This window comes from Altererythrobacter chaiwopuensis, from assembly GCF_054957735.1.
Map to the genome: position 1 here is coordinate 438,480 of NZ_JBTXJF010000001.1, position 21,338 is coordinate 459,817.

The 21,338-nt window shown below is 61.5% G+C and carries 22 protein-coding genes; 10 read left to right on the forward strand and 12 right to left on the reverse strand.

All coding sequences use genetic code 11. The features are described 5' to 3' along the window. The first annotated feature begins 51 nt into the window (after positions 1 to 51). Complete coding sequence (locus ACX3VQ_RS02180; protein WP_462579306.1) at positions 52 to 720, forward strand: prolyl hydroxylase family protein; 669 nt, start codon at positions 52 to 54, stop codon at positions 718 to 720. A 4-nt stretch (positions 721 to 724) separates the two neighbouring features. Here the strand turns inward: ACX3VQ_RS02180 and ACX3VQ_RS02185 are convergent, their stop codons facing one another. The 4 genes from ACX3VQ_RS02185 to ACX3VQ_RS02200 all read right to left on the reverse strand — a co-directional run bounded on the left by ACX3VQ_RS02185 (position 725) and on the right by ACX3VQ_RS02200 (position 5,724). Further along, positions 725 to 2,359, reverse strand: coding sequence for a lysine--tRNA ligase (locus ACX3VQ_RS02185; RefSeq protein ID WP_462579307.1), 1,635 nt, complete (start codon positions 2,357 to 2,359; stop codon positions 725 to 727). 103 nt (positions 2,360 to 2,462) lie between these two features. Continuing rightward, positions 2,463 to 2,906, reverse strand: a complete 444-nt coding sequence (locus ACX3VQ_RS02190) for a hypothetical protein (protein ID WP_462579308.1) — start codon at positions 2,904 to 2,906, stop codon at positions 2,463 to 2,465. 185 nt (positions 2,907 to 3,091) lie between these two features. Next, entirely contained in the window at positions 3,092 to 4,012 is a 921-nt protein-coding gene (locus ACX3VQ_RS02195; RefSeq protein ID WP_462579310.1) for a copper resistance protein B, read from the reverse strand. Next, entirely contained in the window at positions 4,012 to 5,724 is a 1,713-nt protein-coding gene (locus ACX3VQ_RS02200) for a copper resistance system multicopper oxidase (RefSeq protein WP_462579311.1), read from the reverse strand. Before ACX3VQ_RS02200 ends, ACX3VQ_RS02195 begins: the two co-directional genes overlap by 1 nt. An 82-nt stretch (positions 5,725 to 5,806) precedes the next feature. On the opposite strand from ACX3VQ_RS02200, the gene ACX3VQ_RS02205 reads away from it, so the two are divergent. Genes ACX3VQ_RS02205 through ACX3VQ_RS02220 form a run of 4 tightly spaced genes read left to right on the forward strand, consistent with a single transcriptional unit; the run spans position 5,807 to position 10,213 of the window. Next, positions 5,807 to 6,079 (forward strand): metal-sensitive transcriptional regulator, encoded by a 273-nt coding sequence (locus ACX3VQ_RS02205; protein ID WP_462579313.1) that lies wholly within the window; start codon positions 5,807 to 5,809, stop codon positions 6,077 to 6,079. Positions 6,080 to 6,091: 12 nt separating this feature from the next. After that, positions 6,092 to 6,859, forward strand: a complete 768-nt coding sequence (locus ACX3VQ_RS02210; RefSeq protein ID WP_462579315.1) for a MauE/DoxX family redox-associated membrane protein — start codon at positions 6,092 to 6,094, stop codon at positions 6,857 to 6,859. 48 nt (positions 6,860 to 6,907) lie between these two features. Beyond that, positions 6,908 to 9,670, forward strand: a complete 2,763-nt coding sequence (locus ACX3VQ_RS02215; protein ID WP_462579317.1) for an ATP-dependent DNA helicase — start codon at positions 6,908 to 6,910, stop codon at positions 9,668 to 9,670. Positions 9,671 to 9,685: 15 nt separating this feature from the next. Continuing rightward, positions 9,686 to 10,213, forward strand: a complete 528-nt coding sequence (locus ACX3VQ_RS02220) for a SixA phosphatase family protein (RefSeq protein ID WP_462579319.1) — start codon at positions 9,686 to 9,688, stop codon at positions 10,211 to 10,213. Here ACX3VQ_RS02220 and soxR read toward each other — a convergent pair. Then, positions 10,210 to 10,662, reverse strand: coding sequence for a redox-sensitive transcriptional activator SoxR (gene soxR / locus ACX3VQ_RS02225; protein ID WP_462571775.1), 453 nt, complete (start codon positions 10,660 to 10,662; stop codon positions 10,210 to 10,212). The genes ACX3VQ_RS02220 and soxR overlap by 4 nt on opposite strands. Positions 10,663 to 10,809: 147 nt before the next feature. On the opposite strand from soxR, the gene ACX3VQ_RS02230 reads away from it, so the two are divergent. Together ACX3VQ_RS02230 and ACX3VQ_RS02235 are read left to right on the forward strand one after the other, a co-directional pair. Next, a complete protein-coding gene (locus tag ACX3VQ_RS02230) occupies positions 10,810 to 11,196 on the forward strand; it encodes a VOC family protein (RefSeq protein WP_462579321.1) in 387 nt (128 codons plus the stop codon). Between the two features lie 97 nt (positions 11,197 to 11,293). Then, a complete protein-coding gene (locus ACX3VQ_RS02235) occupies positions 11,294 to 12,571 on the forward strand; it encodes a Xaa-Pro dipeptidase (protein WP_462579323.1) in 1,278 nt (425 codons plus the stop codon). Here the strand turns inward: ACX3VQ_RS02235 and ACX3VQ_RS02240 are convergent. Genes ACX3VQ_RS02240 through ACX3VQ_RS02250 form a run of 3 tightly spaced genes read right to left on the reverse strand, consistent with a single transcriptional unit; the run spans position 12,537 to position 14,479 of the window. Then, entirely contained in the window at positions 12,537 to 13,181 is a 645-nt protein-coding gene (locus ACX3VQ_RS02240) for an SOS response-associated peptidase (protein WP_462579325.1), read from the reverse strand. The genes ACX3VQ_RS02235 and ACX3VQ_RS02240 overlap by 35 nt on opposite strands. Positions 13,182 to 13,193: 12 nt before the next feature. After that, positions 13,194 to 14,096, reverse strand: a complete 903-nt coding sequence (ubiA, locus tag ACX3VQ_RS02245; RefSeq protein ID WP_462579327.1) for a 4-hydroxybenzoate octaprenyltransferase — start codon at positions 14,094 to 14,096, stop codon at positions 13,194 to 13,196. Then, a complete protein-coding gene (locus ACX3VQ_RS02250) occupies positions 14,081 to 14,479 on the reverse strand; it encodes a hypothetical protein (protein ID WP_462571770.1) in 399 nt (132 codons plus the stop codon). The genes ubiA and ACX3VQ_RS02250 overlap by 16 nt, the downstream gene beginning before the upstream one ends. Positions 14,480 to 14,525: 46 nt before the next feature. Between ACX3VQ_RS02250 and ACX3VQ_RS02255 the strand changes: the two genes are divergently transcribed. The 3 genes from ACX3VQ_RS02255 to ACX3VQ_RS02265 are packed head-to-tail and all read left to right on the forward strand — an operon-like array spanning position 14,526 to position 17,054. Continuing rightward, on the forward strand, positions 14,526 to 15,311 hold the full coding sequence (locus ACX3VQ_RS02255; RefSeq protein WP_462579329.1) for a 16S rRNA (uracil(1498)-N(3))-methyltransferase: 786 nt from the start codon (positions 14,526 to 14,528) through the stop codon (positions 15,309 to 15,311). Between the two features lie 41 nt (positions 15,312 to 15,352). After that, positions 15,353 to 16,723 (forward strand): glutamate--cysteine ligase, encoded by a 1,371-nt coding sequence (locus ACX3VQ_RS02260; protein ID WP_462579330.1) that lies wholly within the window; start codon positions 15,353 to 15,355, stop codon positions 16,721 to 16,723. 22 nt (positions 16,724 to 16,745) lie between these two features. Then, entirely contained in the window at positions 16,746 to 17,054 is a 309-nt protein-coding gene (locus ACX3VQ_RS02265; RefSeq protein ID WP_462579332.1) for a putative quinol monooxygenase, read from the forward strand. Positions 17,055 to 17,074: 20 nt separating this feature from the next. Here ACX3VQ_RS02265 and ACX3VQ_RS02270 read toward each other — a convergent pair whose 3' ends face one another. The 4 genes from ACX3VQ_RS02270 to ACX3VQ_RS02285 form a co-directional block, all read right to left on the reverse strand. Continuing rightward, positions 17,075 to 18,403 carry a PQQ-binding-like beta-propeller repeat protein gene (locus ACX3VQ_RS02270; protein WP_462571766.1) on the reverse strand — a complete coding sequence of 443 codons (1,329 nt, stop codon included), beginning with the start codon at positions 18,401 to 18,403 and terminating at the stop codon, positions 17,075 to 17,077. Between the two features lie 26 nt (positions 18,404 to 18,429). Next, entirely contained in the window at positions 18,430 to 19,203 is a 774-nt protein-coding gene (locus ACX3VQ_RS02275; protein WP_462579333.1) for a tetratricopeptide repeat protein, read from the reverse strand. A 134-nt stretch (positions 19,204 to 19,337) separates the two neighbouring features. After that, positions 19,338 to 20,468, reverse strand: a complete 1,131-nt coding sequence (locus ACX3VQ_RS02280; protein WP_462579334.1) for a glycosyltransferase — start codon at positions 20,466 to 20,468, stop codon at positions 19,338 to 19,340. After that, the gene (locus ACX3VQ_RS02285) at positions 20,465 to 21,325 is read right to left on the reverse strand and encodes an alpha/beta fold hydrolase (RefSeq protein ID WP_462579335.1); all 861 of its coding nucleotides are present in this window, start codon (positions 21,323 to 21,325) and stop codon (positions 20,465 to 20,467) included. The genes ACX3VQ_RS02280 and ACX3VQ_RS02285 overlap by 4 nt, the downstream gene beginning before the upstream one ends. Positions 21,326 to 21,338 lie beyond the last annotated feature (13 nt).

Consider the following 21,338-nt stretch of genomic DNA (forward strand, 5'->3'; position numbering starts at 1 on the left):
AGTGGCCCTGTATGGCTTGCACCGCCAGCCGCCTTTGCTAACAGGCTGACCATGGCAAAAGCTGAGGTCATACCGGATAAAGACGCACTGCGGCGGGTCGGCGAGCAGGTGCGCAAACGTATCGAAGCCGATCCGCGCGCCTACAGGATCGATACCGAGCTGGCGGAGATTTTCGCATTCGGCGATTTCCTCACCGCGGCAGAATGCGAGCGGTTGTGCCTGATGATCGATCTCACCGCCAAGCCTTCCACGCTGCACGAGCAGGACTATGCCAGCGGCTTTCGCACCTCATATTCGGGCGACCTCGACCCGCATGATCCCTTCGTGATGGGTATCTCGCGCCGGATCGACGATCTCCTGGGCATGAACCCCGAATGCGGCGAGGCAATCCAGGGCCAGCGCTATCTGGTTGGCCAACAGTTCCAGCCGCATAATGACTGGTTCTACACCAGTGAGAAGTACTGGCAGTACGAGCGCAAGCGCGGCGGGCAGCGCTGCTGGACCGCGATGGCATTCCTTAACGAGGTAGAGGAAGGCGGCGAGACGCATTTCACCCATGTCGGTATCAAGTTCGAGCCCAAGCCGGGTGTGCTGCTGGTATGGAACAACGCCCTGCCCGACGGCACGCCCAATGAAGATACGATGCATGCCGGCACGCCGGTGATCAAAGGCAGCAAATACGTGATCACCAAGTGGTATCGCACGCGCAAATGGACGTGAGGCGTTAGCTGCGCTCCAGCGCCTCAGCGATCAGCTTGCGCGAATTCTCGATCCCGTAGAGCGCGATGAAGCTGCCCATGCGCGGGCCCTGTTCGCTGCCGAGCAGGGTCTCATACAGGCACTTGAACCATTCGCGCAGGTTCCCGAAGGCAAACTCCTCACGCTTGCCGATTTCATAAATGATGGTCTGGATCTCTTCAGCGGGCATGTCGGACGCCATCACCTGCAATGCGCAATCGAGCGCTTTCAGGGCCTCGCGTTCATTCTCGGCCGGAGCACGCTTGATAAGCGTTGGCGCGACGAGATCACGATTATAGGCAAGCGCCGTGCCCACCAGAACATCCAGCTCCGGGTGCCTGGCCGGATCTGCATCCTCGACGTAATTGGCAAGATATGACCACACGGAATCGCGATCGGCCTCGGCTCCCAGCACACCAACCAGATTGAGCAGCAAACCATAGGTGACCGGCAAGGTATCGCCTGCCCCCGGTGCTTCTTCTGCTTCAAACCCGCCATTGGCGCGCAGCAGGTGCCACACCGGGTTGCCGAGTTGCTTGTCGAGCTCCTGCTCGCCCAGCGCAGCGCGGAATTGCCAGTAATCGTCAACCGCGCGCGGGATCACGCCGGGGTGCAACTGCTTCGCGCTCTTGGGATTGGGAAAGATGTAGAAGCCCAGGCTTTCTTCGCTGCCATAGGTCAGCCATTGTTCGATCGTCAGGCCATTGCCCTTCGACTTGGATATCTTCTCGCCCTTTTCGTCAAGAAACAGCTCGTAGATCAGGCCTTCGGGCTTGCGCCCGCCCAGCACATTGACGATGCGGCTCGATTGAACGCCGCTATCGGTCAGGTCCTTGCCGTACATCTCATAATCGACGCCCAGCGCATACCAGCGCATCGCCCAGTCGACCTTCCATTGCAGCTTGGACATGCCGCCCAGAGCGCTCTGTTCGACCATGCTGCCATCTTCATCGGCAAAACGGATCAGCCCGGCTTCAGGATCGACCACTTCAACCGGCACCTGCAATACACGGCCCGTGCTGGGTGAAATTGGCAGCACCGGCGAATAGCTTTGCCGCCGTTCCTCACGCAGGGTTGGCAGCATGATGTCGAGAATCGCCTGATTGCAGCGCAGCACCTGCTTCAGCGCCGGATCGAAGCGGCCCGAATTATACATGTCGTTCGATGCGACGAATTCATATTCGAAGCCGAACCGGTCAAGGAAGGCGCGCAGCATGGCGTTGTTGTGCGCGGCAAAGCTTTCGTGCCCCTTCTCGAACGGATCGGGGATGCGGCTCAAGGGCATGCCGAGATGCGCGGCCACCATCTTCTGTTGCGGGATATTGTCGGGCACTTTGCGCAGCCCATCCATGTCGTCGCTGAAGGCCACCAGCCGCGTCTTGCCGTCCTCGGGCTTTGCACCGATCATCGCTTCGAATGCGCGGCGCACCAGCGTGGTGCGCAGCACTTCCTGAAAGGTGCCGATATGCGGCAAGCCTGACGGGCCATAACCGGTTTCGAACAGCACCGGCGAGCCATCAGGTCTGGTGCCATCGGGATAGCGTTTGAGCAGCCGCTGGGCCTCTTGAAACGGCCAGGCCTTGTTTACGCGTGCGGCGGCGATCAGATCGTTCATGCTCATGCGCGCTGCCTCTTGCGCATGCCGCGCCGCGTTGCAAGCGCCATGTTGCAGGCGCGAAGGAAGGGGCCGGTCGGCAGACCGACCCCTCCATGCGCTGTTCAGCTCAATCGGCCCATTGCATTGTGCCGGTTCCGGTGCCGCCGGTACCCGACCAGGTGGTCGCGCCGTTCTTTCCGGCATAACGGCCGGTCTTTCCGTTGAGGCCACCGACGCAGCCCTGCATTCCATTTCCGCCGGGAACATTGTTGCAGCCAAAGATCATCGAATAGCTGCCTGCATCCGAGCTGGAATTGCAGGCGAAGTGAAAGTCGAACACCTTGGCGTTGGGCGGCTGCGACACGCCGATGCAGGTCCAATTCTCGCTGACCCTGGAGCCATCCGAAAAGGTCACCACTGAGGTGCCGTCCTGATAGCTGCCCTGGTACTGGTCTGTCCCGACCGTTTTTTCAGGACCGCCTTTAGTGGTGTAGGTTGCGGTGCCGGCATGGGCGATGCCCGGGATGGCAAGGCAGATTGCGAGCGCGCCGATACGTAGGATATTACTCATTATCATTGTCTCCTGTCGGTTAAGCGGCCCGAAGCAGACATTGCATATTGCCCCCACCCGCACGCGCCTTGAACGCGTGTGAACAAGCTTATGCTTGGCAACCCTGTTACAATCTGCGGGAGATTCCACGTTAACAATAATGAGTCAAGCGCGCTGCTCGGCGCCCAGCGCCCGGGGTTCTAACCCTAAAACCAGGCGCGCACCCCGATCAGGAACTTGAAGCCGCTGGGATCCTCGCCTTCGGCGCGGGCAATGTCCGCCGTCTCACCCAGCTTTGCCTCGTATTCCATGCCAACGTAGGGGGCGAATTCGCGCACGATCTCATAACGCAGGCGCAGCCCCGGCTCGATCTTGGTGATTCCCGCACCGATCCCGCGCTCGGGGATATCCTGTGCGGCCAGTTCCAGCTCAACGCGCGGTTGCAGGATCAGCCGCTGCGTGATTTTCTGGTCATATTCGCCCTCCAGCCGCGCGGTCACATCGCCGCGATCGGACAGGAAGGCCGCCAGATCGACATGAAACATGTAGGGGGCAAGGCCCTGCACTCCCAGCGCCAGATGGCTGCGGGTTTCCGGTTCCAGATCAAGCCGCACACCCGCCTGCAGGTCGAAGTAAGGGCCGATCGCATGGCCCCACAACGCCTGTATTTCGGCATCTTCCACCGAGCCACCGAATGCTCCCTCTCCCTCTGACTTGAGCACGAACTTGTCGATATCGTTGCCGTACCAGCCCTGCACGTCCCACAGATAGCCTTCTTCGCCACCTTCGACAGGAATGCGCGCCTCGAGCCGCTCAATCAGCAGCGTGCCGGTGCTCATATCGCCGTGCATCTGCCGGTTGGCTTCGCGTGGGGCGGCCATGGCACCCTCACCCCAGATCGAGTCGGCGGCATGAAGCGGTCCTTCGAGCGCGCGCGGCGGCAAGGCGCTTTCGGGCGACGCCCCGGGGGCTGACTTGTCGTCCATCGGCATGGTGTGCTGCGAATGGTCTTCCGGCGGGGCGGCTTCCTGCACCGCTGGGGTGGCGGAGTGATCATGCGCGGAATGGTCCTGCGCGGCGGCAGGGGAGGCGACCAGCGCCGCACCGGCAAGCAGGAGCGCGCGCATCAATGGTGCTCCCCGTGCGGAAAGGGCCGCACCGTCACCACCTGCATCATGCCTGCATGCATGTGATAGAGCAGATGGCAGTGGAAGGCCCAGTCGCCCGGTTCGTTGGCGGTAAGGTCAAAAGTGGCACTGCCGCCCGGTTGCACCACCACGGTGTGCTTGAGCGGCTGGTGCATATGGTCCGCGCCATTGACGAGCTCAAAGAAATGCCCGTGCAGATGGATCGGGTGCGCCATCATCGTGTTGTTGACCAGCTTCACCCGCACCCGCTCGTCAAAGCCGAAGCGGATCGGATCGTCGGTGACGGCGGAAAAGCTCTTGCCGTCGAACGACCACATATACCGTTCCATATTGCCGGTGAGGTGGATTTCCAGCTCGCGCTCGATCTCGCGATGCGGGTTCATCCGCGCGGCCTTGAGATCGGTGTAACGCAGCACGCGGTGCTTTACTGTGTCGAGGCCCAGGCCGGGAAAGTCCATCCGGTCGACCGGCATCGGCGCAACCATGTCGATACCGGGGCCGACCTTTACGTCATCGGGCAGCAGCGAGGTATCGCGCATGGAGTGGTCCATCGCGTGGCCGCCGCCATGCGCGGAATGATCCATGCTACCCATGCCCATATCAACCATGGTCAAGGTGGGAACCTCGCGCAGCGGCGGCGGGGTGGCGATATTGGCCCCAGAACCGGGAGCGCGCGAGGTCAGGCTGGCAACGCCCATGCCGCTGCGGTCCATCGCTTCGGCCACCAATGCATGGCTGCCATCGGGCGGGCTGACAATGACATCGTAGGTTTCAGCGGTTCCGACCTGGAATTCGTCCACCTCCACTTCGGCCACGTCCACCCCGTCAGCCGCGATCACCGTCATCGGCACGCCTGGAATGCGGACATTGAAGAAGGTCATCGCACTGCCATTGATGATCCGCAGCCGCACCCGTTCGCCCGGCCTGAATTCAAGCGCCAGATTATCAGCTGGCCCATGCCCGTTGATAAGATAAGTGTAGGTGCTGCCCGAAACATCGGCGATGTCGCGCGGGTTCATCCGCATCTGGCCCCACATGCGGCGTTCTGCTCCGCTTAGGTTCCCTTCTGTCGCGGTCAGCATCTGGCGGTTGAAATAGTGCTCTCCAACCTTCAGTTTGCGCATGATTTCATGCGGATGGATCGGGGTGAACTCGCTCAGCAACACCACATAATCGCGGTCATAACGCGGATCGGGCTCCCCGCTTTCGATCACCAGCGGACCGTAATGCCCCGCTTGCTCCTGCAGCCCTGAATGGCTGTGCCACCAGTAGGTGCCGTTCTGGCGGATCGGGAATTCATAGGTGAAGGTCTCACCCGGCGCGATGCCCGGAAAGCTCACGCCCGGCACCCCGTCAAACTGGAATGGCAAGAGCAGCCCGTGCCAGTGGATCGAGCTGTCTTCCTCAAGACTATTGGTCACATGAAGCCGCACGTCCTGGCCTTCGCGAAGGCGGATCAGCGGCCCCGGCACACTGCCGTTGACGGCAATTGCATGCCCCGCGCGGCGACCGGTCGTAAAGTGATGTTCGGCAATAGTCAGGCGGATATCCTCGCCCGAAACTTCGCCAAAGCCGCGCCTTGCGTGCGACAACGACACGCCCTTTGCCCAGGCGGGCATGGGCAGACCCGCCGCGGCGGCCAGCGCGGCGGTTGATCCAATGAAATTCCGGCGGTTTAGATGGATTGCCATAAAATCTTATACGCTGCCTTGAACCGTTTAGTTCCAGCCCATATATATACCCCCATAGGGTATTTCAATAGGTGCTTGTGCAATGGCCGATGCAAACAGTGCAAAGATCAACCGGCTGAACCGCATCGCCGGACAGGTGCGCGGCGTCGCCAACATGATCGAGAATGATCGATATTGCATCGACATCCTGCATCAGATTCAGGCGATCAAGTCTGCGCTGGTGCAGGTCGAAAGCCAGATCCTCAAGGATCACGCCGCGTGCTGCGTCGCTGAGGCAATTGCCACCGGCGACGAAGCCGAGCAGCGCCAGAAGTTCGAAGAGCTGGTCGACCTGATGAACCGATCGCGCAAATAAGGCGACAAACCGATGACCTCTGCCAAGACCGCTACACTCTATCGCATGGTGATGCCCGATCACCTGTGCCCCTCTGGGCTAAAGGCGAAGTGGCTGCTCGAAAACCAAGGCTATCAGGTGGACGACCACCACCTGACCACGCGCCATGAAACCGATGCGTTCAAGGACGAGCACGGTGTTTCTACCACCCCGCAGGCGTGGATCGCGGGTGAGCGGATCGGCGGATATACCGACCTGCGCGAGCATTTTGGTCGCCATGTGCTCAAAAAGGGCGAGACGACCTATCGCCCGGTGATCGTGCTGTTTGCGATGATGGCGGCGATGGCGCTGGCGGCATCCTATGTCACCACGGGCCGCCCGCTCTCCATCCTGTCGGCTGAATGGTTCGTCAGCTTCTCGATGTGCGGGCTGGCCTATCTCAAGCTGCGCGATGTCGAGAGTTTTTCGACCATGTTCCTCAATTACGATCTGCTCGCGCGGCGCTGGGTGCCCTATGCCTATATTTACCCGTTCGCCGAAGGGTTGGCGGGCGTGTTGATGACCGCGCAGGCGCTCGATTGGCTTTCGATCCCGGTGGCGCTGTTCATCGGCACGATTGGCGCGGTGAGCGTGTTCAAGGCGGTCTATATCGACAAGCGCGAGCTGAAATGCGCCTGTGTCGGCGGGGATTCCAACGTGCCGCTGGGCTTCGTCTCGCTGACCGAGAACCTGTTCATGATCGGCATGGCGGTGTGGATGCTGACAAAGTGGATAGAAGGCGCGCCGATGGGGGCAATGTAGCCTCAGCCACCTTGCCAGCCATTCGCCCCGCGTTCTATCGTTGGCGCGGTGTCTTCTCCGCTCCCCCTACCCGCGCTGCACGCGAGCCATTCCGGCACATGGCTGAAGACGGCCGGCGGTGCGACGCAAACCGTATCCAAGGGCGATGCGATCATGGCGGCGGCGGATACCCCGCTGCTGCTGCTCAATGCGCCGCTGGTTGCCAATCGGCTGGGCTATCCCGACCTTTCCGGGCTCGACCTGCTTGAACTTTTCGCCTTCGTCCATCCAGCGCGGTTCTGTGTGCCAACCCCGCGCGGGCTGGCCGAGGCACTGGATCTGGGCGAGCCGGATGGCGACGAGCATGTCCCGGCCTTCCTTCAGCTGGCGGCGGGCGCGTTGATCGCAGCTTGCGCAAGCGAGCACTGGCCTGAGCGCGAGGGGGCGTGGAGCGCGCTGCAAAACCTGGTCAAACTGCGCTGGCCATGGGCGCAGGTATTGGCCGCGCATATCGCGCGGCCAGAGCGCGCCGAGAAATGGCTGTTCTCCAAGCTCCCCGAATGGGAGGACGCGCCCGAACGCCCTGCCCCGCGCCAGATCGAACTGGCCAGCGATGCCGTGAGCGCAAGACTTGATACTCTGACCGGCGAAGCGGCCGAGAAGCGCGCGGGCCAACAAGCCTACGCCCGTGATGTGGCACAGGTTTTTGCTCCGCGTGACAGGCGCGGCAGTCCGCATCTTTTGCTGGCGCAGGCAGGCACGGGAATCGGCAAGACGCTCGGCTATCTTGCCCCGGCATCGCTGTGGGCAGAGGGTTCGGGCGGCACGGTGTGGGTTTCAACCTACACCAAGAACCTTCAACGCCAGCTGCGGCAGGAAAGCCGCCGCGCCTGGCCCGCGCAGCGTGCCGACGGGTCGAAGCCGGTGGTAGTGCGCAAGGGGCGCGAGAATTACCTGTGCCTGCTCAATCTGGAAGATGCCCTGCAAGGTGGCTTTAGCGGGCGCGAAGCCGAACTGGCGCAATTGGTCGCGCGCTGGGCCGCGTTCAGCCAGGATGGGGACATGGTCGGCGGCGATCTGCCCGGCTGGCTTGGCACACTGTTCCGCAAGCGCGGGATCGCTGCGCTGACCGACCAGCGCGGCGAGTGCGTCTATGCCGGCTGCCCGCATTACCGCAAATGCTTCATTGAGCGCGCCGCGCGCAGCTCTGCGCAGGCAGATCTTGTCATCGCCAACCATGCACTGGTGATGGTCAATGCTGCGCGCGCCGGATTCGGAGGGGGTCGGGATCACGCCCAGCGCCCGACACGCATTATCTTCGATGAGGGGCACCACGTGTTCGAAGCGGCGGATTCGACTTTTGCCGCCGCGCTGACCGGGCAGGAAACGATCGAGCTGAGGCGATGGATCATCGGCCCTGAACGCAAGAACCGGGGTCGGCGGCGGGGGCTGGCCGCCCGCCTCGCCGATGTTGCCAGCTATGACGAAGCAGGCGGCAGAGCGGTGGAAGCCGCTGTCGAGGCCGCACATGCCCTGCCGGGCGATGGCTGGCTGCAGCGGCTCAATGAAGGCGCGCCCTCAGGACCGATCGAGGCGCTGCTCGCGGCGGTGCGTGCTGCCACCTACGCGCGCGACGAATCCGGCGGGCAGGAAGCAGGCTATGGCATCGAAACGGAAGCCGCCTCGCTCCCCGGCGATCTTATCGAGGCCGCTGGCAAGGCAGAGGAAGCCCTCGCAGCAATCAGGGGCCCGCTGATTAAACTCGCGACCAGGCTTGAGGCAGTGCTGGAGGATGCTCCCGATTGGCTCGACACCCAGGGGCGAGCACGGATCGAAGGCGCGCGCCATTCGCTCGCCTGGCGGATCGATACGCTGGCAGCTTGGGAGGCACTGCTTGATCGCCTGGCCGGGCCAGCAGATCCTGAATACGTCGATTGGCTTGCAGTTGAACGCTCGGATGCGCGCGAATTCGATGTCGGGATCCACCGCCATTGGCTCGATCCGATGAAGCCCTTTGCCAAGGCTGTGCTGGAACCGTCTCATGGTGTGATGCTGACCAGCGCCACGTTGACTGACCGCGGTGCGACCGGGCCTGAGTGGGACAGCGCAATGGCACGGTCAGGTGCGGCCTATCTCGATGCGCCGCCTCTCACAACGGCTGCCGAAAGCCCGTTCGATTATGCCAGCCGGTCCGAAGTGCTTATCATTACTGACATCAAGAAGGGCGATCTGCCCGCGCTTGCCGGTGCATATGCCCGATTGATCGAAGCCTCTCAGGGCGGCGTGCTGGGCCTGTTCACTGCAATCCGCCGGATGCGTGCGGTGCATGGCCGCATTGCCGATCGTCTCGCTCGCGGCGGGCTGCCCCTATACGCGCAGCATGTCGACCCGATCGACACCGGCACGCTGGTGGATATTTTCCGCGATGATCCGCGCGCTTCGCTGCTGGGGACCGATGCCTTGCGTGACGGGGTGGATGTGCCCGGCCATTCGCTGCGCTGCGTGGTAATGGAGCAAGTGCCCTGGCCCCGCCCCGACATATTGCACAAGGCGCGGCGGTTGGCGGGCGGCGGCAGCGCCTATGATGACCGGATCATCCGTGCGCGGCTGGCGCAGGCGTTTGGCAGGCTGATCCGCAGCAAGGAAGATGCAGGGCATTTCATTGTGCTCTCACCCGCCTTTCCCAGCCGCCTGCTGACCGCTTTCCCGGAAGGAACGCCTGTCATCCGCTTGACGCTTGAGGAAGCTTTACAACGAGTTGAAGCTGGTGTTTCGGGCTATCACACTGCACAAGCCGGAATCGCCGAGCCGGCTGGAAAGGACGCATCCTGACGTGAGATTGCTGTCATGAAGATCCTTGGTCTTTTCCGGCACGCCAAATCCGACTGGGATGACATGGCGAAACGCGATTTCGATCGCGGGCTCAATGATCGCGGGCGCAGGGGAGCCGCGCTGATGGGCGATCACATTCGCAAGCACGGCATCAAATGGGACGTAATCGTCGCCAGCCCTGCAGTACGAAACAGGGAGACACTTGTATCCGCCATGCCGGGCGCTGAGGTGGAATATGATCAGCGGCTTTATCTTGCGAGCTCCGACACGATCCTGGAAACGATCGCCGACCATGCTGGCGATGCGGGCACAGTGCTGGTTTCCGGCCACAATCCCGGCTTGCAGGAGGTTCTGTTCGAACTCGTCACCCACGCCAATGAAAACGAGCTGTTTTTCGAAGCTGCGCGCAAGTTTCCGACCGCATCCTATGCCGTGTTCGAACTCGATATCGATGACTGGTCACAGCTCAAGCCGGGCTGCGGTAAGCTGGTCTATTTCGCCCGGCCACGCGATCTTGATCCGGAGCTCGGGCCTGAGGTCTAATCCAGCACATGCCTTGGGCCCGGCCCTTCAGCACTCAGGTGGTCGTCCTTGTTGTAGAGCTGGCAATGGCTGAGGCTTAGGCACCCGCAGCCGATGCAACCGTCTAGCTTGGCGCGGGTCCGCTCGAGCTGCGCAATCTTGCGGTCGAGTTGCCCGCGGATCGAATGGCTGATGGCTTGCCAGTCGCCTGCGGTTGGCGTTCGGCCATGCGGCAGCTTTGCCAGCTCTGTTTCGATCTCCGATAGCGCCAGCCCCAGTTGCTGCGCAATCAGGATGAAGCTCAACCGGCGGATGTCGCTGCGCAGGAAGCGCCGCTGGTTGCCGCTAGTGCGGATCGGCTCAACCAGGCCCTTTTCCTCATAGAAGCGAATTGCGGAAACCGACAGGCCGGTGCGGCGCGCAAGATCGCCAATGGGAAGAAAATCATTCTTGCTCAGCTTGCGCGGCATGGCCTGAACCCCTCGTGAGAAAATAGCTTGACCTCAACTTAGCTTGAGATTGCACGATCGGCAAATGCGATGATTCGTACCCGCCAGCGCTCCTTTCGCGCCTGGTGGAAACGGGCATTGCCAGCTTAGCAAATTCAGGAGAATTCAATGTCCATAGCCAAACTCGAACACGTCAATGTGACCGTCACCAACCCTGCCCGCACGGCCGCTTTGCTGATGGACCTGTGCGGCTGGCACATTCGGTGGGAGGGGCCATCAATGAACAATGGCCGCACCATCCATGTCGGTAGCGACACCGCCTATCTGGCGCTTTACACCAATGACCAGGTCACCGGCGAATTTGCCAAGGGCCAGCCGCTCAGCCATGTCGGGCTACAGGTTGATGACTTGGCCGCCGCAGAGAAGACCGTTTTGGAAGCTGGCCTCGAGCCGTTCAATCACGGGGCCTACAATCCCGGCCCGTCGACTTTCTATTTCCTCGACTGGGACGGTATTGAATTCGAAGTGGTCAGCTATGCAGACCAAACCCCATGAACGAGCCGATCCTGCGCCAACCGATGTTCCGGCCATTTGCAAATCGCCAACTTGCTGCCAAACAGGGCGCAAAGGAACCAACGGGAGTATCCAAGCCTTGTACGCATTCAAGTTTTCGACCGCCGTCGCCGTCTCGCTGTTGAGCCTGGCCGCGACACCTGCCGTAGCTGAAACCACCTATGTCACGGGCGATCGCCTGCTGGATGTGGAAAGCGGGCGCTATATCGAAGCGCCATTGATCGCGGTCGAAGATGGAAAGGTCGTGAGTGTCCAATCGGGCGGGACTGCTCCAGAAGGCTCAGAGGTGATCGACCTTTCCGGTCACACGATCCTGCCCGGCCTGATCGACATGCATGTGCATCTGGACGGCAGGCCGGAATATGGCGGCTATTCGAGCCTGCAATTCACTGACCGCTTTGCCGCGGTTCTGGGCGTGGAGAATGCACGCCGGATGCTTCATGCCGGCTTCACCACGGTTCGCAACCTTGGCGACGACGATTACAATGTCGCCGGCATTGACCAGGCAATCGAGGAAGGCTGGATTCCCGGACCGCGCATTGTCAATGGGAACTATGCGCTTGGCGCCACCGGCGGGCATTGCGACGAAACTTTCCTCCCACCCAGCTTCGGAGCCAGGAGCCCCGGCGTGGCAGACAGCCCGCAAGAATTTCGTGTGCGCGTGCGCGAACAACGCAAATATGGCGCCGAAGTGATCAAGGTCTGCGCAACCGGCGGCGTATTCTCGCGCAATACCGAGCCGGGGCAGGCACAGCTGCATGAAGAAGAGCTTCGCGCCATCGCTGAAGAGGCGCATTTCTGGGGTCTCAAGACTGCCGCCCATGCGCATGGGGCTGAAGGTATCAAGCACGCGATACGCGCCGGGATCGACACGATCGAACATGCCAGCCTGGTCGATGATGAAGGGATCAAGCTGGCGGCGCAGCGCGGCACCTATTTCAGTATGGACATCTTCAATACCGATTACACCCAGGCTGCCGGTGAGGCGAACGGCGTGCTTGAGGAGAATCTGCGCAAGGACCGCGAGATCGCGCAGATCCAGCGTGACAATTTCCGCAAGGCGCACAAGGCCGGGGTGAAGATGGTCTTCGCCAGTGACGCAGGCGTGATGCCGCATGAACTGATCGGGGGGCAGTTCCGCGTGATGGTGGAATACGGGATGACACCAATCGAGGCGATCCGCGCTGCAACTGTGAATGCCGCCGAAGCGCTTGGCCAGGTGGGCCAAGTGGGTGTGGTCAAGCCAGGTGCCTGGGCCGATCTTATCGCGGTTGACGGAGATCCGCTGGCCGATGTCGGCGAGCTGGCCGATATCGATGTCGTTATGAAGGGCGGTCGGTTGGTGAAGGCGGACTAACCGCCGCCGCGCCGCCCGCCCAGGGCTGGGCGGTACGTTCCAGCGCAAGGCCGCCCTGCCACGGGCGGCAGAGCGCGCGTGCCGCCTCAATATCGCTACCCACCCACACACCATAATCCTCGCGCGAAACGATCACCGGCATGCGGGTGTGCACTTCAGCCGCCATGCCAGCCGCGTCGGTCATCACCATCGAGTAGCAATCGCCCCATTCGTCGCTATTCCGCCAGATGCCGGCACAGGCGAACAATTCATCGCCCGGCAGCGAGAGCCAGCTGCGCGTCTTGCCCCCCTTGGGGCCTTCGGCCTCGGCCCAGGCGGTGATCGGGATGAGGCAGCGGCGCTGCTCAAACGAATGGCGCCAGAAGAAGCTGTCGAGCTTGTCGGTGCGAGTATTGTTGACCGGCTTGGGCTTCAGCGGCTGGCCGCTCTTGCCTTTCATCTGCAGCGGGAAGCCCCAGCTCATCTGCCTTAGCTGCCCATCGGCCACGACCAGTCCAGGATAGCCGGGATAGACTTCCGCGCCGAAATTTGCGCCGCTCGGCATTTCCGCCGCATCGAACCAGTGCGCCACTTCGCTCGGAGCCTTGGTCATACGATAGAGATTGCACATCTGGCCCAGCCCTCAGGCATTGCCGACCACGAAACACGCCGCCGCCATCAGCGCGCCCGCCAGCCGGTTGGAACGAAAACGGTCGAGCGCATTGCCGCCGTCCCCGCTGTCAAGCGTCGCCACCTGCCAAACCAGATGGACCGCCACCGGCAGCAAGGTCAGCAGCGCTATCCAGTCAGGCCGGTAGAGCCAGAAGCCCAGCCCCCACAGCGCCACGGCGAGCACGTAGAACAGGGCTGTCCCGCTACGTACCCGGTCGCCCAGGCGCAAGGCGGATGAGCGGATCCCGACCAGCGCGTCATCCTCGCGGTCTTGCAGGGCATAGATCGTGTCATAGCCGATGATCCACAGTATTGTTCCGGCATAAACCGCCGCGAGCGCATCCCAATTGTCACCGCGCAGCGCCACCCAACCCACTGGCAGCCCCCAGCTGAATACCAGCCCCAGCCACGCCTGCGGCCACCAGGTAATTCGCTTCATGAACGGATAGGCCGCGACCAGCGCCAGGCTGGCCAGCGCGACTGCTTGCGCTTCGAGCCGCAATTGCAGGAGCACGAGGAGACCGATCAGGCACAGCGCGAGCAACCAGCCCCACGCCAGTTTCCGGCTGACCCGCCCACTCGCAACCGGGCGCAGCGCGGTGCGGGCCACCTTGCGATCAAGATCGGCATCTACGATGTCGTTGTAGACGCAGCCTGCCCCCCGCATGGCAATGCTGCCCAGCAATAGCCAAGCCGCGAGCTGCCATTGCAGCCCTGCACCGGCCAGCCACACGCCCCACAGGCACGGCCAGAACAGCAGCCACCAGCCGATCGGCCGGTCGAACCGGGCCAGTTGCGCCAGGTCGCGTGGCAATTGCGGCAGGCGCGCAATGATTCCGCGATGTTCGCTATCCGGAACTATCTGTTCGTCCATGCACCTGCTTCTTCAGCCTTTGCCTGTTTCCAGCCATAAATCGCTAGTCCGAACATCACCACATTGCCAACGAGGTCGAGCATGCCGATCGAATTGAGCACCGGCACAACGCTGTGAAAATACCAGTCGAACACGAAGAACGGAACGAGGATGATCGCGAAGGTAAGGAACCCGCGGCTGGTATAGCGCACCACCAGCGACATGAGTCCGAAGATGCAAGCCTGCGCGCCGAAACATGCCAGGGCAAACAGTGCGAGAAAGGAAGTGTCGCGATATTCTGGCGTCACCGCCAGTTCGATTACTGAACGCGGAAACAAAAGCGCCCATGCCCCCAGCAAGAGGAATACGGACGCAATCAGATATTGAGCAGTTCGAGCCGACATCACGCTAGCTCTAGCGGCCTCGCGCGCGCTCGTCTAACGCGCAGATATGCCTGCAACTCCTCGCCCAAGGAAACCGGAATGGCCCCCGCGCAGCGCGCCGCGCCTGTTCGTCGACACGGAACTTGGCCAAGGACTGCACCTTTCGATCGAGGGAAATCAGGCGCATTATCTTGGCAAGGTCATGCGGATCGAGACCGGCGACACGGTAATCCTGTGCGACAATGTGACCGGCGAATGGGCCGCCCGTGCACACGAAGTAGCGAAACGCTCCGTTGCACTGGAAGTGATCGAGCGGCTCCACCCGCGCGAGGAAGTGCCGGATTTCTGGCTTTGCGCTGCACTGCTGAAGAAAGATCGCTTCGCTATGGTGCTGGAAAAGGCAACAGAGCTGGGCGTGGCGCGAATCCAGCCGGTGATCACACGGCGCTGCGTGGCGGACAAGCTCAACCTCGACCGCGCGCGCAGTATTGTGACCGAGGCTGCCGAGCAATGCGCGCGCACGGCCCTGCCAGAGATTTTCGAACCAGTGAAACTTGACGCGCTGCTGGCAGCATGGCCCCAAGATCGCGCATTGTTCTTCGCCGACGAGCTTGGCGGCGAGCCGGCCATTGCAGGCTTCGCCGCACATTCCGGCCCCGCAGCGCTGCTGATCGGCCCGGAAGGCGGTTTTGATCAGGCAGAACGCGAGGCGATCCGCAGCTTGCATCAGGCGCGCGCGATTACGCTGGGCCCGCGTATCCTGCGCGGCGAAACCGCCGCTATCGCGGGCACCGCGCTGTGGATGGGGACCGTCGGGGACTGGCGCGAAAATGCGATGACTGGTCGCGAATAATTTGCTGGCGCAGTGCCAGTCCGTTTTCTAGAGCAACCGAAATGAGCACACGGGAAGCATCCGGGGCAGAAGAGCCCATCATCGAGTCGCGCGATCAGTTGGTCGAGCCAATGCAATTGGGCGAAAAGCCGAAATCTGCCTGGCGCATCGGCACCGAGCACGAAAAGCTGGTCTACAAGCGCAGCGATTTCCATGCCCCGTCATATGATGAGCCCTGCGGCATCCGCGACATGCTGCTGAATTTGGAGCGCTTCGGTTGGGAGCCGATCGAAGAGAACGGTAAGGTTATCGCGATGAAGGGCGATGATGGCAACGTCAGCCTCGAGCCTGCAGGCCAGCTCGAACTTTCTGGTGCGCCGCTGGAAAATCTGCACCAGACCTGTGCCGAAACCGGCCGTCATCTGGCTCAGGTCAAGGAGATCGGCGAAGCCTGCGGGGTCGGCTTTCTGGGCCTGGGCATGTGGCCCGACAAGACGCGGGAAGAACTGCCCATAATGCCCAAGGGGCGTTATGAAATCATGCTGCGGCACATGCCGCGCGTCGGCAATCTCGGCCTCGACATGATGCTGCGCACCTGCACGATACAGGTCAATCTCGACTATTCGAGCGAAACCGACATGGTGAAGAAATTCCGCACGGGTCTGGCACTGCAGCCCCTGGCGACCGCGCTGTTCGCCAATTCACCCTTCACCGAAGGCAAACCCAACGGCTTTTTGTCTTATCGCAGCCATATCTGGTCAGACACCGATCCGCATCGCACCGGAATGCTGCCCTTCGTGTTCGAAGACAGCTTCGGATATGAAAGATATGTCGACTACATGCTCGACGTGCCGATGTATTTCGTGTTCCGCGACGGCAAATATATCGACGCAGCAGGGCTGAGCTTCCGTGATTTCCTGAAGGGGGAGCTGTCGGTGCTGCCGGGCGAGTTGCCGCGCCAGAGCGACTGGATCGACCATCTTTCCACTGCGTTTCCGGAAGTCCGCCTCAAAAGCTTCCTCGAGATGCGCGGGGCGGATGGCGGTCCGTGGAATCGGATTTGCGCGCTGCCCGCGTTCTGGGTTGGCCTGCTTTACGATGAGGGCGCGCTCGATGCCGCGTGGGACCTGGTCAAGCACTGGTCGATGGAAGAACGCGAGCAACTTCGCAGTGAGGTACCGCGCCTGGCGCTTGACGCAAACCTTCCGGGCGGCGGCAAGCTGCGTGATCTTGCCAAAGAGGTGCTAGCCATTTCGCGCCAGGGGCTGAACGCGCGTGCGCGGCTCAATTCCAGCGGCGACAATGAAACCGGCTTTCTTGAGCCGCTTGATGAGATCGTGGACAGCGGGAAGGTGCCGGCGCAACGCCTGCTTGATATGTATCATGGCGAATGGGGCGAGGACATCTCGCAGGTTTACAAATACAGTTTCTAGGGAAGTTGAGCGGAAAAGCGGCATGATCCAGATTAACGGCACAATCCAATTGGCACCCGGCGCGGTTGCCAGCTCACCTGATGTGATCGCTGCTATTGTGCAGATGGTGCAAGCTTCGCGCGCGGAGGATGGCTGCCTCGATTACACTTTTGCGCAGGATCTGGCCGATCCGGATACACTGATAGTGTTTGAGCGGTGGCGTGATCAGCAAGCGTTGATGGCGCACTTCGATTCGCCGCATATGGCGGCATTCCAGCAGGTGATGGCCGCCAACCCGCCGGTTTCGCGTGCCCTGCGGCGTTATGAAACCGACGAAGGGCAGCCGCTTTGAACGTGCCGCCCCGCGCCTGATCAACGATAAGCGGTGATCCGGCCGCTATCATCCAGAATATAGAGCATGTTGTCTGCCACAATCGGCGGCAGGCTGACCGGCTGCTTGAGATCGGCATATTGAAACGCCGAACCTTCGGCGGTGCTTACCCTGTAGAGCATACCGCGCGAACTCGCGACCCACAGCTGGTTGCTAGCCAGAACCGGGCCGGTCCAGTAGATCGGATCCTTGCGGTTCTTTTCGTTGCGATAGCGTTGAAGCTGCGTCATCCAGCGGACCCGCCCTGTTGAGCGCGCAATCGCCAGCAGGCGTGCGTCATCGGTTAGCGTGAAGATCCACTCACCGGCAATCGCAGGCGTGGAAATGCCCGACAGGTTGAGTTCCCAGATACGCTGACCGGTAAGCAGTTCATAGGCTGCCATTCGCCCACCCTGCCCAAGTGCATAAACGCGGCCATCATCAATGATCGGGTCGGCATCGATGTCGCTCAATGCGCCAACCTCGGTAGAAATCGAAGTGCGCGCCAGCGCATCTGCCCACAGCGTGCGGCCGTTTTCATAACGGTAAGCGCTCAATTCGCCCGATGAATAGCCCGCAATAATCGAGCCCTGACCGGCTGCCGGTGCTGCCACGCCAAACACACCTGCCTGCGTCGCTGAACCGCCTTCCTGCCACACCAGATCACCATTGGCCGCGTCGAGCGAGAATATCTGGTTATCCTGCGTCATCACGAACACCTGGCCAAAAGCGATCGTGGGCGATCCGCGTAGCGGACCGGCAGGCTGGACCTTCCAAATCTGGCTGCCGGTTTCAGCATCCAGCGCAACCACTTCGCCCACACCATTAGTGGCATAGACGCGTCCGCTGTCGATGCTGGCACCGCCGCCGAATGCCATGGCTGCAAGGTTGTTTGCCACTTCCATCCGGTAACGCCACAGCTGGCGGCCGGTCTTGGCATCAAATGCATGCACCATGCCATCGGTGCCGACCGCTACCAGCTTGCCGCCGCCCACCACCGGAGCGGCTGCCAACCGGCGACTCGTGCTGGATCCGGCGATTGATGCGGTCCACACCCGTGCAGGGTTTTCAGCCAGAGACAGATGCCCGTAGGATTTGCTTGCCGATCCACCAACCTGCGCCCAGTCGGGATTGACCTGCTCCGGGGGCAGCACCACGCTGACACCGGCGAGAGACGGATCAACGCTGGCACCGCTTTCGATCCGCGACAGCACCGGAATGCGCTCACCCAGAGTCGGTGTGGTCTTCTTGTCTCCGCCGGAACATCCCGCCACGGCCGTGCCTGCCAGCGCCACCGCGAAGATCGAGCGTATCAAATTACGTGTCATCATTATTCCATTGATCCCAGTAACAAGGTTCACCTGACAGCGGCGTTTGCGCCGCCATCGGTCAGCCGTTGTTCTTCCATATAGGCGTCGGCATCCTCGATCGCGTCGACCCCCAGCAGGCCCGCCATTTGCCGTGCGCGCGAACGCAAGGTGTCAGGCACATCCTTGGATCGCGCAATTTCGCCAAAGAGCAGTCCAGCGCGTTCGTTTTTGCCCTGTTCGAGATAAGCCATGGCCACCAGCTCGCCTGCGCTTCCGAACCAGGGATTGCCGGGCACAGCCAAGGGTTCGAGCCGCCCTATCACCTCTGCCGGATCGCGCGTGTCGAAACTCGCCGCCATTTCGCGGATCGAGGCCAGATCGCGCAGCGCCGGTGGAGTGTCTTTATTGGCAACGACCTGGGCATAGAGCGCAGCCGCATCGTCGGTGCGCCCCTGATCCATCGCGATCCCCGCGCGCAGCAGCAGCGCCGCCGCCCGCGCACCGCCCGTGCTTTCATCCGCAAGCGTCGCCGCAGTTTTATCGGCGCTGTCAAAATTGCCTGCATCAGCCTGGTCGAGCGCCGCGACCAGCCGCTCCGACTGCGCTTCCAGTGCCGCTTCCTGGCGCGAATCCCAGAACAGATAACCGCCAAAGGCCAACAGGGCCGCGATCACCACCCCAAGTAGCGGACGGCCGTATTTGCGCGCGAACTCAAGATACTGGTCCTCGCGCACGGCATCATCGATCTCGCGCAGCAGGACATCGTCCTCAGCCGCCTTTTTCTCTTCAGGGTTCTTTTTGCTACTTGGTATCAGCGCCACTGGCTGGCTCTTTCCTCGACTGTTTGCTCGTTTCGGCGCGCTTGTAGGGACGCGGCGCGCCATCCGCAATGCCGCATAGTCTGTGTTCTTCGCCAGTTGAACCCCGGGTGAAGCAATGCACAGCCTTGCATGGCTCAACTATCGCCTGTGAGCGCGCCGGAATAGAGCGCGTGATATTGCGTCAATACATTGGCGGCGCCAAAATTTGCCGCCACTTCAAGCTGGTTGGCCTTGCCGATCTCGTGACGTACCTGTGCCTCTTCCGCCAGGACGAGAAATGCAGCTGCATCGTCCGAACTTGCGATCAGGCTTCGATTCGGTTGCGAGACCATACCCGCAGCAGGGCTCCCAAGGCGCGATACCACCGGCAATCCCGCTGCCATCGCTTCAATTGCTGCTGCGGGAAATGCATAGTTGGCGCTGCAATCTACATATATGTCGAGCAAAGCCAGCGCTGTGGTGCGGTCGCCTGCCATGCCGGGAAGATGCACGCGGTGGCTCAGCTCCAGCCGATCGGCACTCTCCTTGATTCCAGTGAGGGCGGATCGCTCGCCAAAAACAACCAGGTGCCAATTGGCAGACAGGTCGACGATTTGTTCGATCAGGGGAATTGCCCCTCGAATGTCGTCGTCTGCGATGATCGTTCCTGCCCAGCACTCGCCCTTGCGCTTGATCAGGCCGGGCAAGGCGTCCGGTGCGGGTTTCCTGCCATCAGCGGATATTTCAACCGCGCGCGGGATGATGTGCAGCCGCGACTGCGGCACCTGCCAGGCCTGTGCCGCAAGGCGTGCCACTACGCTGGTCTCGACCACCACGCCTTGCGCGCTGCCCAGCGCAACGCGCCGGTAAAGGTTTCTCCATGGCGAGAATTCGTCATCGCCTGCTTCGCCCAATCCCGTTTCGTGATGGATCAATGGCGGCAGCGAAAAACTTCGTCCGAACAGTTTATGCGCCATCGCCGCATTGATTGCGCCCCAACCATAGGTGAGCACCAAATCATATCCGGCCATAGCGCGCGCCAGGCGGACCATGCCGCCCGGGCCGATATATCCGCTGATGGCAGAAACCCCGCCCAACCTGCGGCTGTTTCCGCCGACACCTAGCGTTTCGAGCGCACCGGAACCGATCCGTCCTCCAGCAAAATCATGTGCAAACGCACCGCCCAGACCGGCCACTGTTTCCAGGCATATCCGTGCCGAGGAACCATTCGGAGAATCCGGATGGATATGCAGAATACGCGGCAAGCCGCCCGTTCCTGAACTCATTCGACCTGAGCCAGAAGCTCGTCGATCGCCGCAAGCGAAACAGGCTCGTCCAGCATCGGCGCGTGGCCGACACGCGGCACGGTAACCGATCGCATCAAGGGGTGGCGCGCCTTCATCGCCGCAACCGTATCGTCTGAAAGCAGGTCCGACAATTCCCCTCGCAGGACCAGCACCGGCACATCCGAAAGCGCTTCGAACGCGGGCCACAAATCAGGCGGCGCGGCACCTCCGGGCTCGTTGAACGGCTCGGCGATCGCCATGTCATAGTCAAAGGCTATGCGGCCATTCTGGCCCAGCACCATGGTGCGCTTTGCCATTTCGAGCCACGTCTCAATCGCGTAGTCAGGAAACCATTCGCCTTGCATTTCCTGCAATGCCCGCGCGGCATGCATCCAGGTAGGAAAGCTGCGGCCATGGCCGACATAGCCTGCGATCCGCTCCAAACCTGCAGGGCCAAGCTCAGGCCCGATATCGTTCAATACCACGCCTGCGAAACGACTCGCGTCACCTGCTGCCATCAGCATGGTCATCAGCCCGCCCATCGATGTACCAATCGACACGAAACGCCGGATGCCCAATCCGCTCAGCAAGGCTTCGACATCGGCGACATAGGTGATCGGCGAATAGGTCGACACGTCCTTGGCATATTCGCTCATCCCGCGCCCGCGCATTTCAGGCACGATCAAGCGCCATTTGCCGGCAAGGTGGTTGGCCAACGGGGCAAAGTCGCGCGCGTTGCGGGTCAGCCCGTGCAGGCACAGCACCGGGGGTTTGTCAGCCGTACCTGCATAATCGCGATAATGCAGTTTGAGCCCGTCCGGGCTGGTCCAGTATTCGTGAGAAAAAGATGCCGTCATGATTGTGCGAGGC

Bases quoted from the DNA above. Each gene is read 5' to 3' on its own strand.
- ACX3VQ_RS02180 (WP_462579306.1), top strand. From the start codon at position 52: ATGGCAAAAGCTGAGGTCATACCGGATAAAGACGCACTGCGGCGGGTC.
- ACX3VQ_RS02185 (WP_462579307.1), bottom strand. From the start codon at position 2,359: ATGAGCATGAACGATCTGATCGCCGCCGCACGCGTAAACAAGGCCTGG.
- ACX3VQ_RS02190 (WP_462579308.1), bottom strand. From the start codon at position 2,906: ATGAGTAATATCCTACGTATCGGCGCGCTCGCAATCTGCCTTGCCATC.
- ACX3VQ_RS02195 (WP_462579310.1), bottom strand. From the start codon at position 4,012: ATGCGCGCGCTCCTGCTTGCCGGTGCGGCGCTGGTCGCCTCCCCTGCC.
- ACX3VQ_RS02200 (WP_462579311.1), bottom strand. From the start codon at position 5,724: ATGGCAATCCATCTAAACCGCCGGAATTTCATTGGATCAACCGCCGCG.
- ACX3VQ_RS02205 (WP_462579313.1), top strand. From the start codon at position 5,807: ATGGCCGATGCAAACAGTGCAAAGATCAACCGGCTGAACCGCATCGCC.
- ACX3VQ_RS02210 (WP_462579315.1), top strand. From the start codon at position 6,092: ATGACCTCTGCCAAGACCGCTACACTCTATCGCATGGTGATGCCCGAT.
- ACX3VQ_RS02220 (WP_462579319.1), top strand. From the start codon at position 9,686: ATGAAGATCCTTGGTCTTTTCCGGCACGCCAAATCCGACTGGGATGAC.
- soxR (WP_462571775.1), bottom strand. From the start codon at position 10,662: ATGCCGCGCAAGCTGAGCAAGAATGATTTTCTTCCCATTGGCGATCTT.
- ACX3VQ_RS02230 (WP_462579321.1), top strand. From the start codon at position 10,810: ATGTCCATAGCCAAACTCGAACACGTCAATGTGACCGTCACCAACCCT.
- ACX3VQ_RS02240 (WP_462579325.1), bottom strand. From the start codon at position 13,181: ATGTGCAATCTCTATCGTATGACCAAGGCTCCGAGCGAAGTGGCGCAC.
- ubiA (WP_462579327.1), bottom strand. From the start codon at position 14,096: ATGGACGAACAGATAGTTCCGGATAGCGAACATCGCGGAATCATTGCG.
- ACX3VQ_RS02250 (WP_462571770.1), bottom strand. From the start codon at position 14,479: ATGTCGGCTCGAACTGCTCAATATCTGATTGCGTCCGTATTCCTCTTG.
- ACX3VQ_RS02255 (WP_462579329.1), top strand. From the start codon at position 14,526: ATGCCTGCAACTCCTCGCCCAAGGAAACCGGAATGGCCCCCGCGCAGC.
- ACX3VQ_RS02260 (WP_462579330.1), top strand. From the start codon at position 15,353: ATGAGCACACGGGAAGCATCCGGGGCAGAAGAGCCCATCATCGAGTCG.
- ACX3VQ_RS02265 (WP_462579332.1), top strand. From the start codon at position 16,746: ATGATCCAGATTAACGGCACAATCCAATTGGCACCCGGCGCGGTTGCC.
- ACX3VQ_RS02270 (WP_462571766.1), bottom strand. From the start codon at position 18,403: ATGATGACACGTAATTTGATACGCTCGATCTTCGCGGTGGCGCTGGCA.
- ACX3VQ_RS02280 (WP_462579334.1), bottom strand. From the start codon at position 20,468: ATGAGTTCAGGAACGGGCGGCTTGCCGCGTATTCTGCATATCCATCCG.
- ACX3VQ_RS02285 (WP_462579335.1), bottom strand. From the start codon at position 21,325: ATGACGGCATCTTTTTCTCACGAATACTGGACCAGCCCGGACGGGCTC.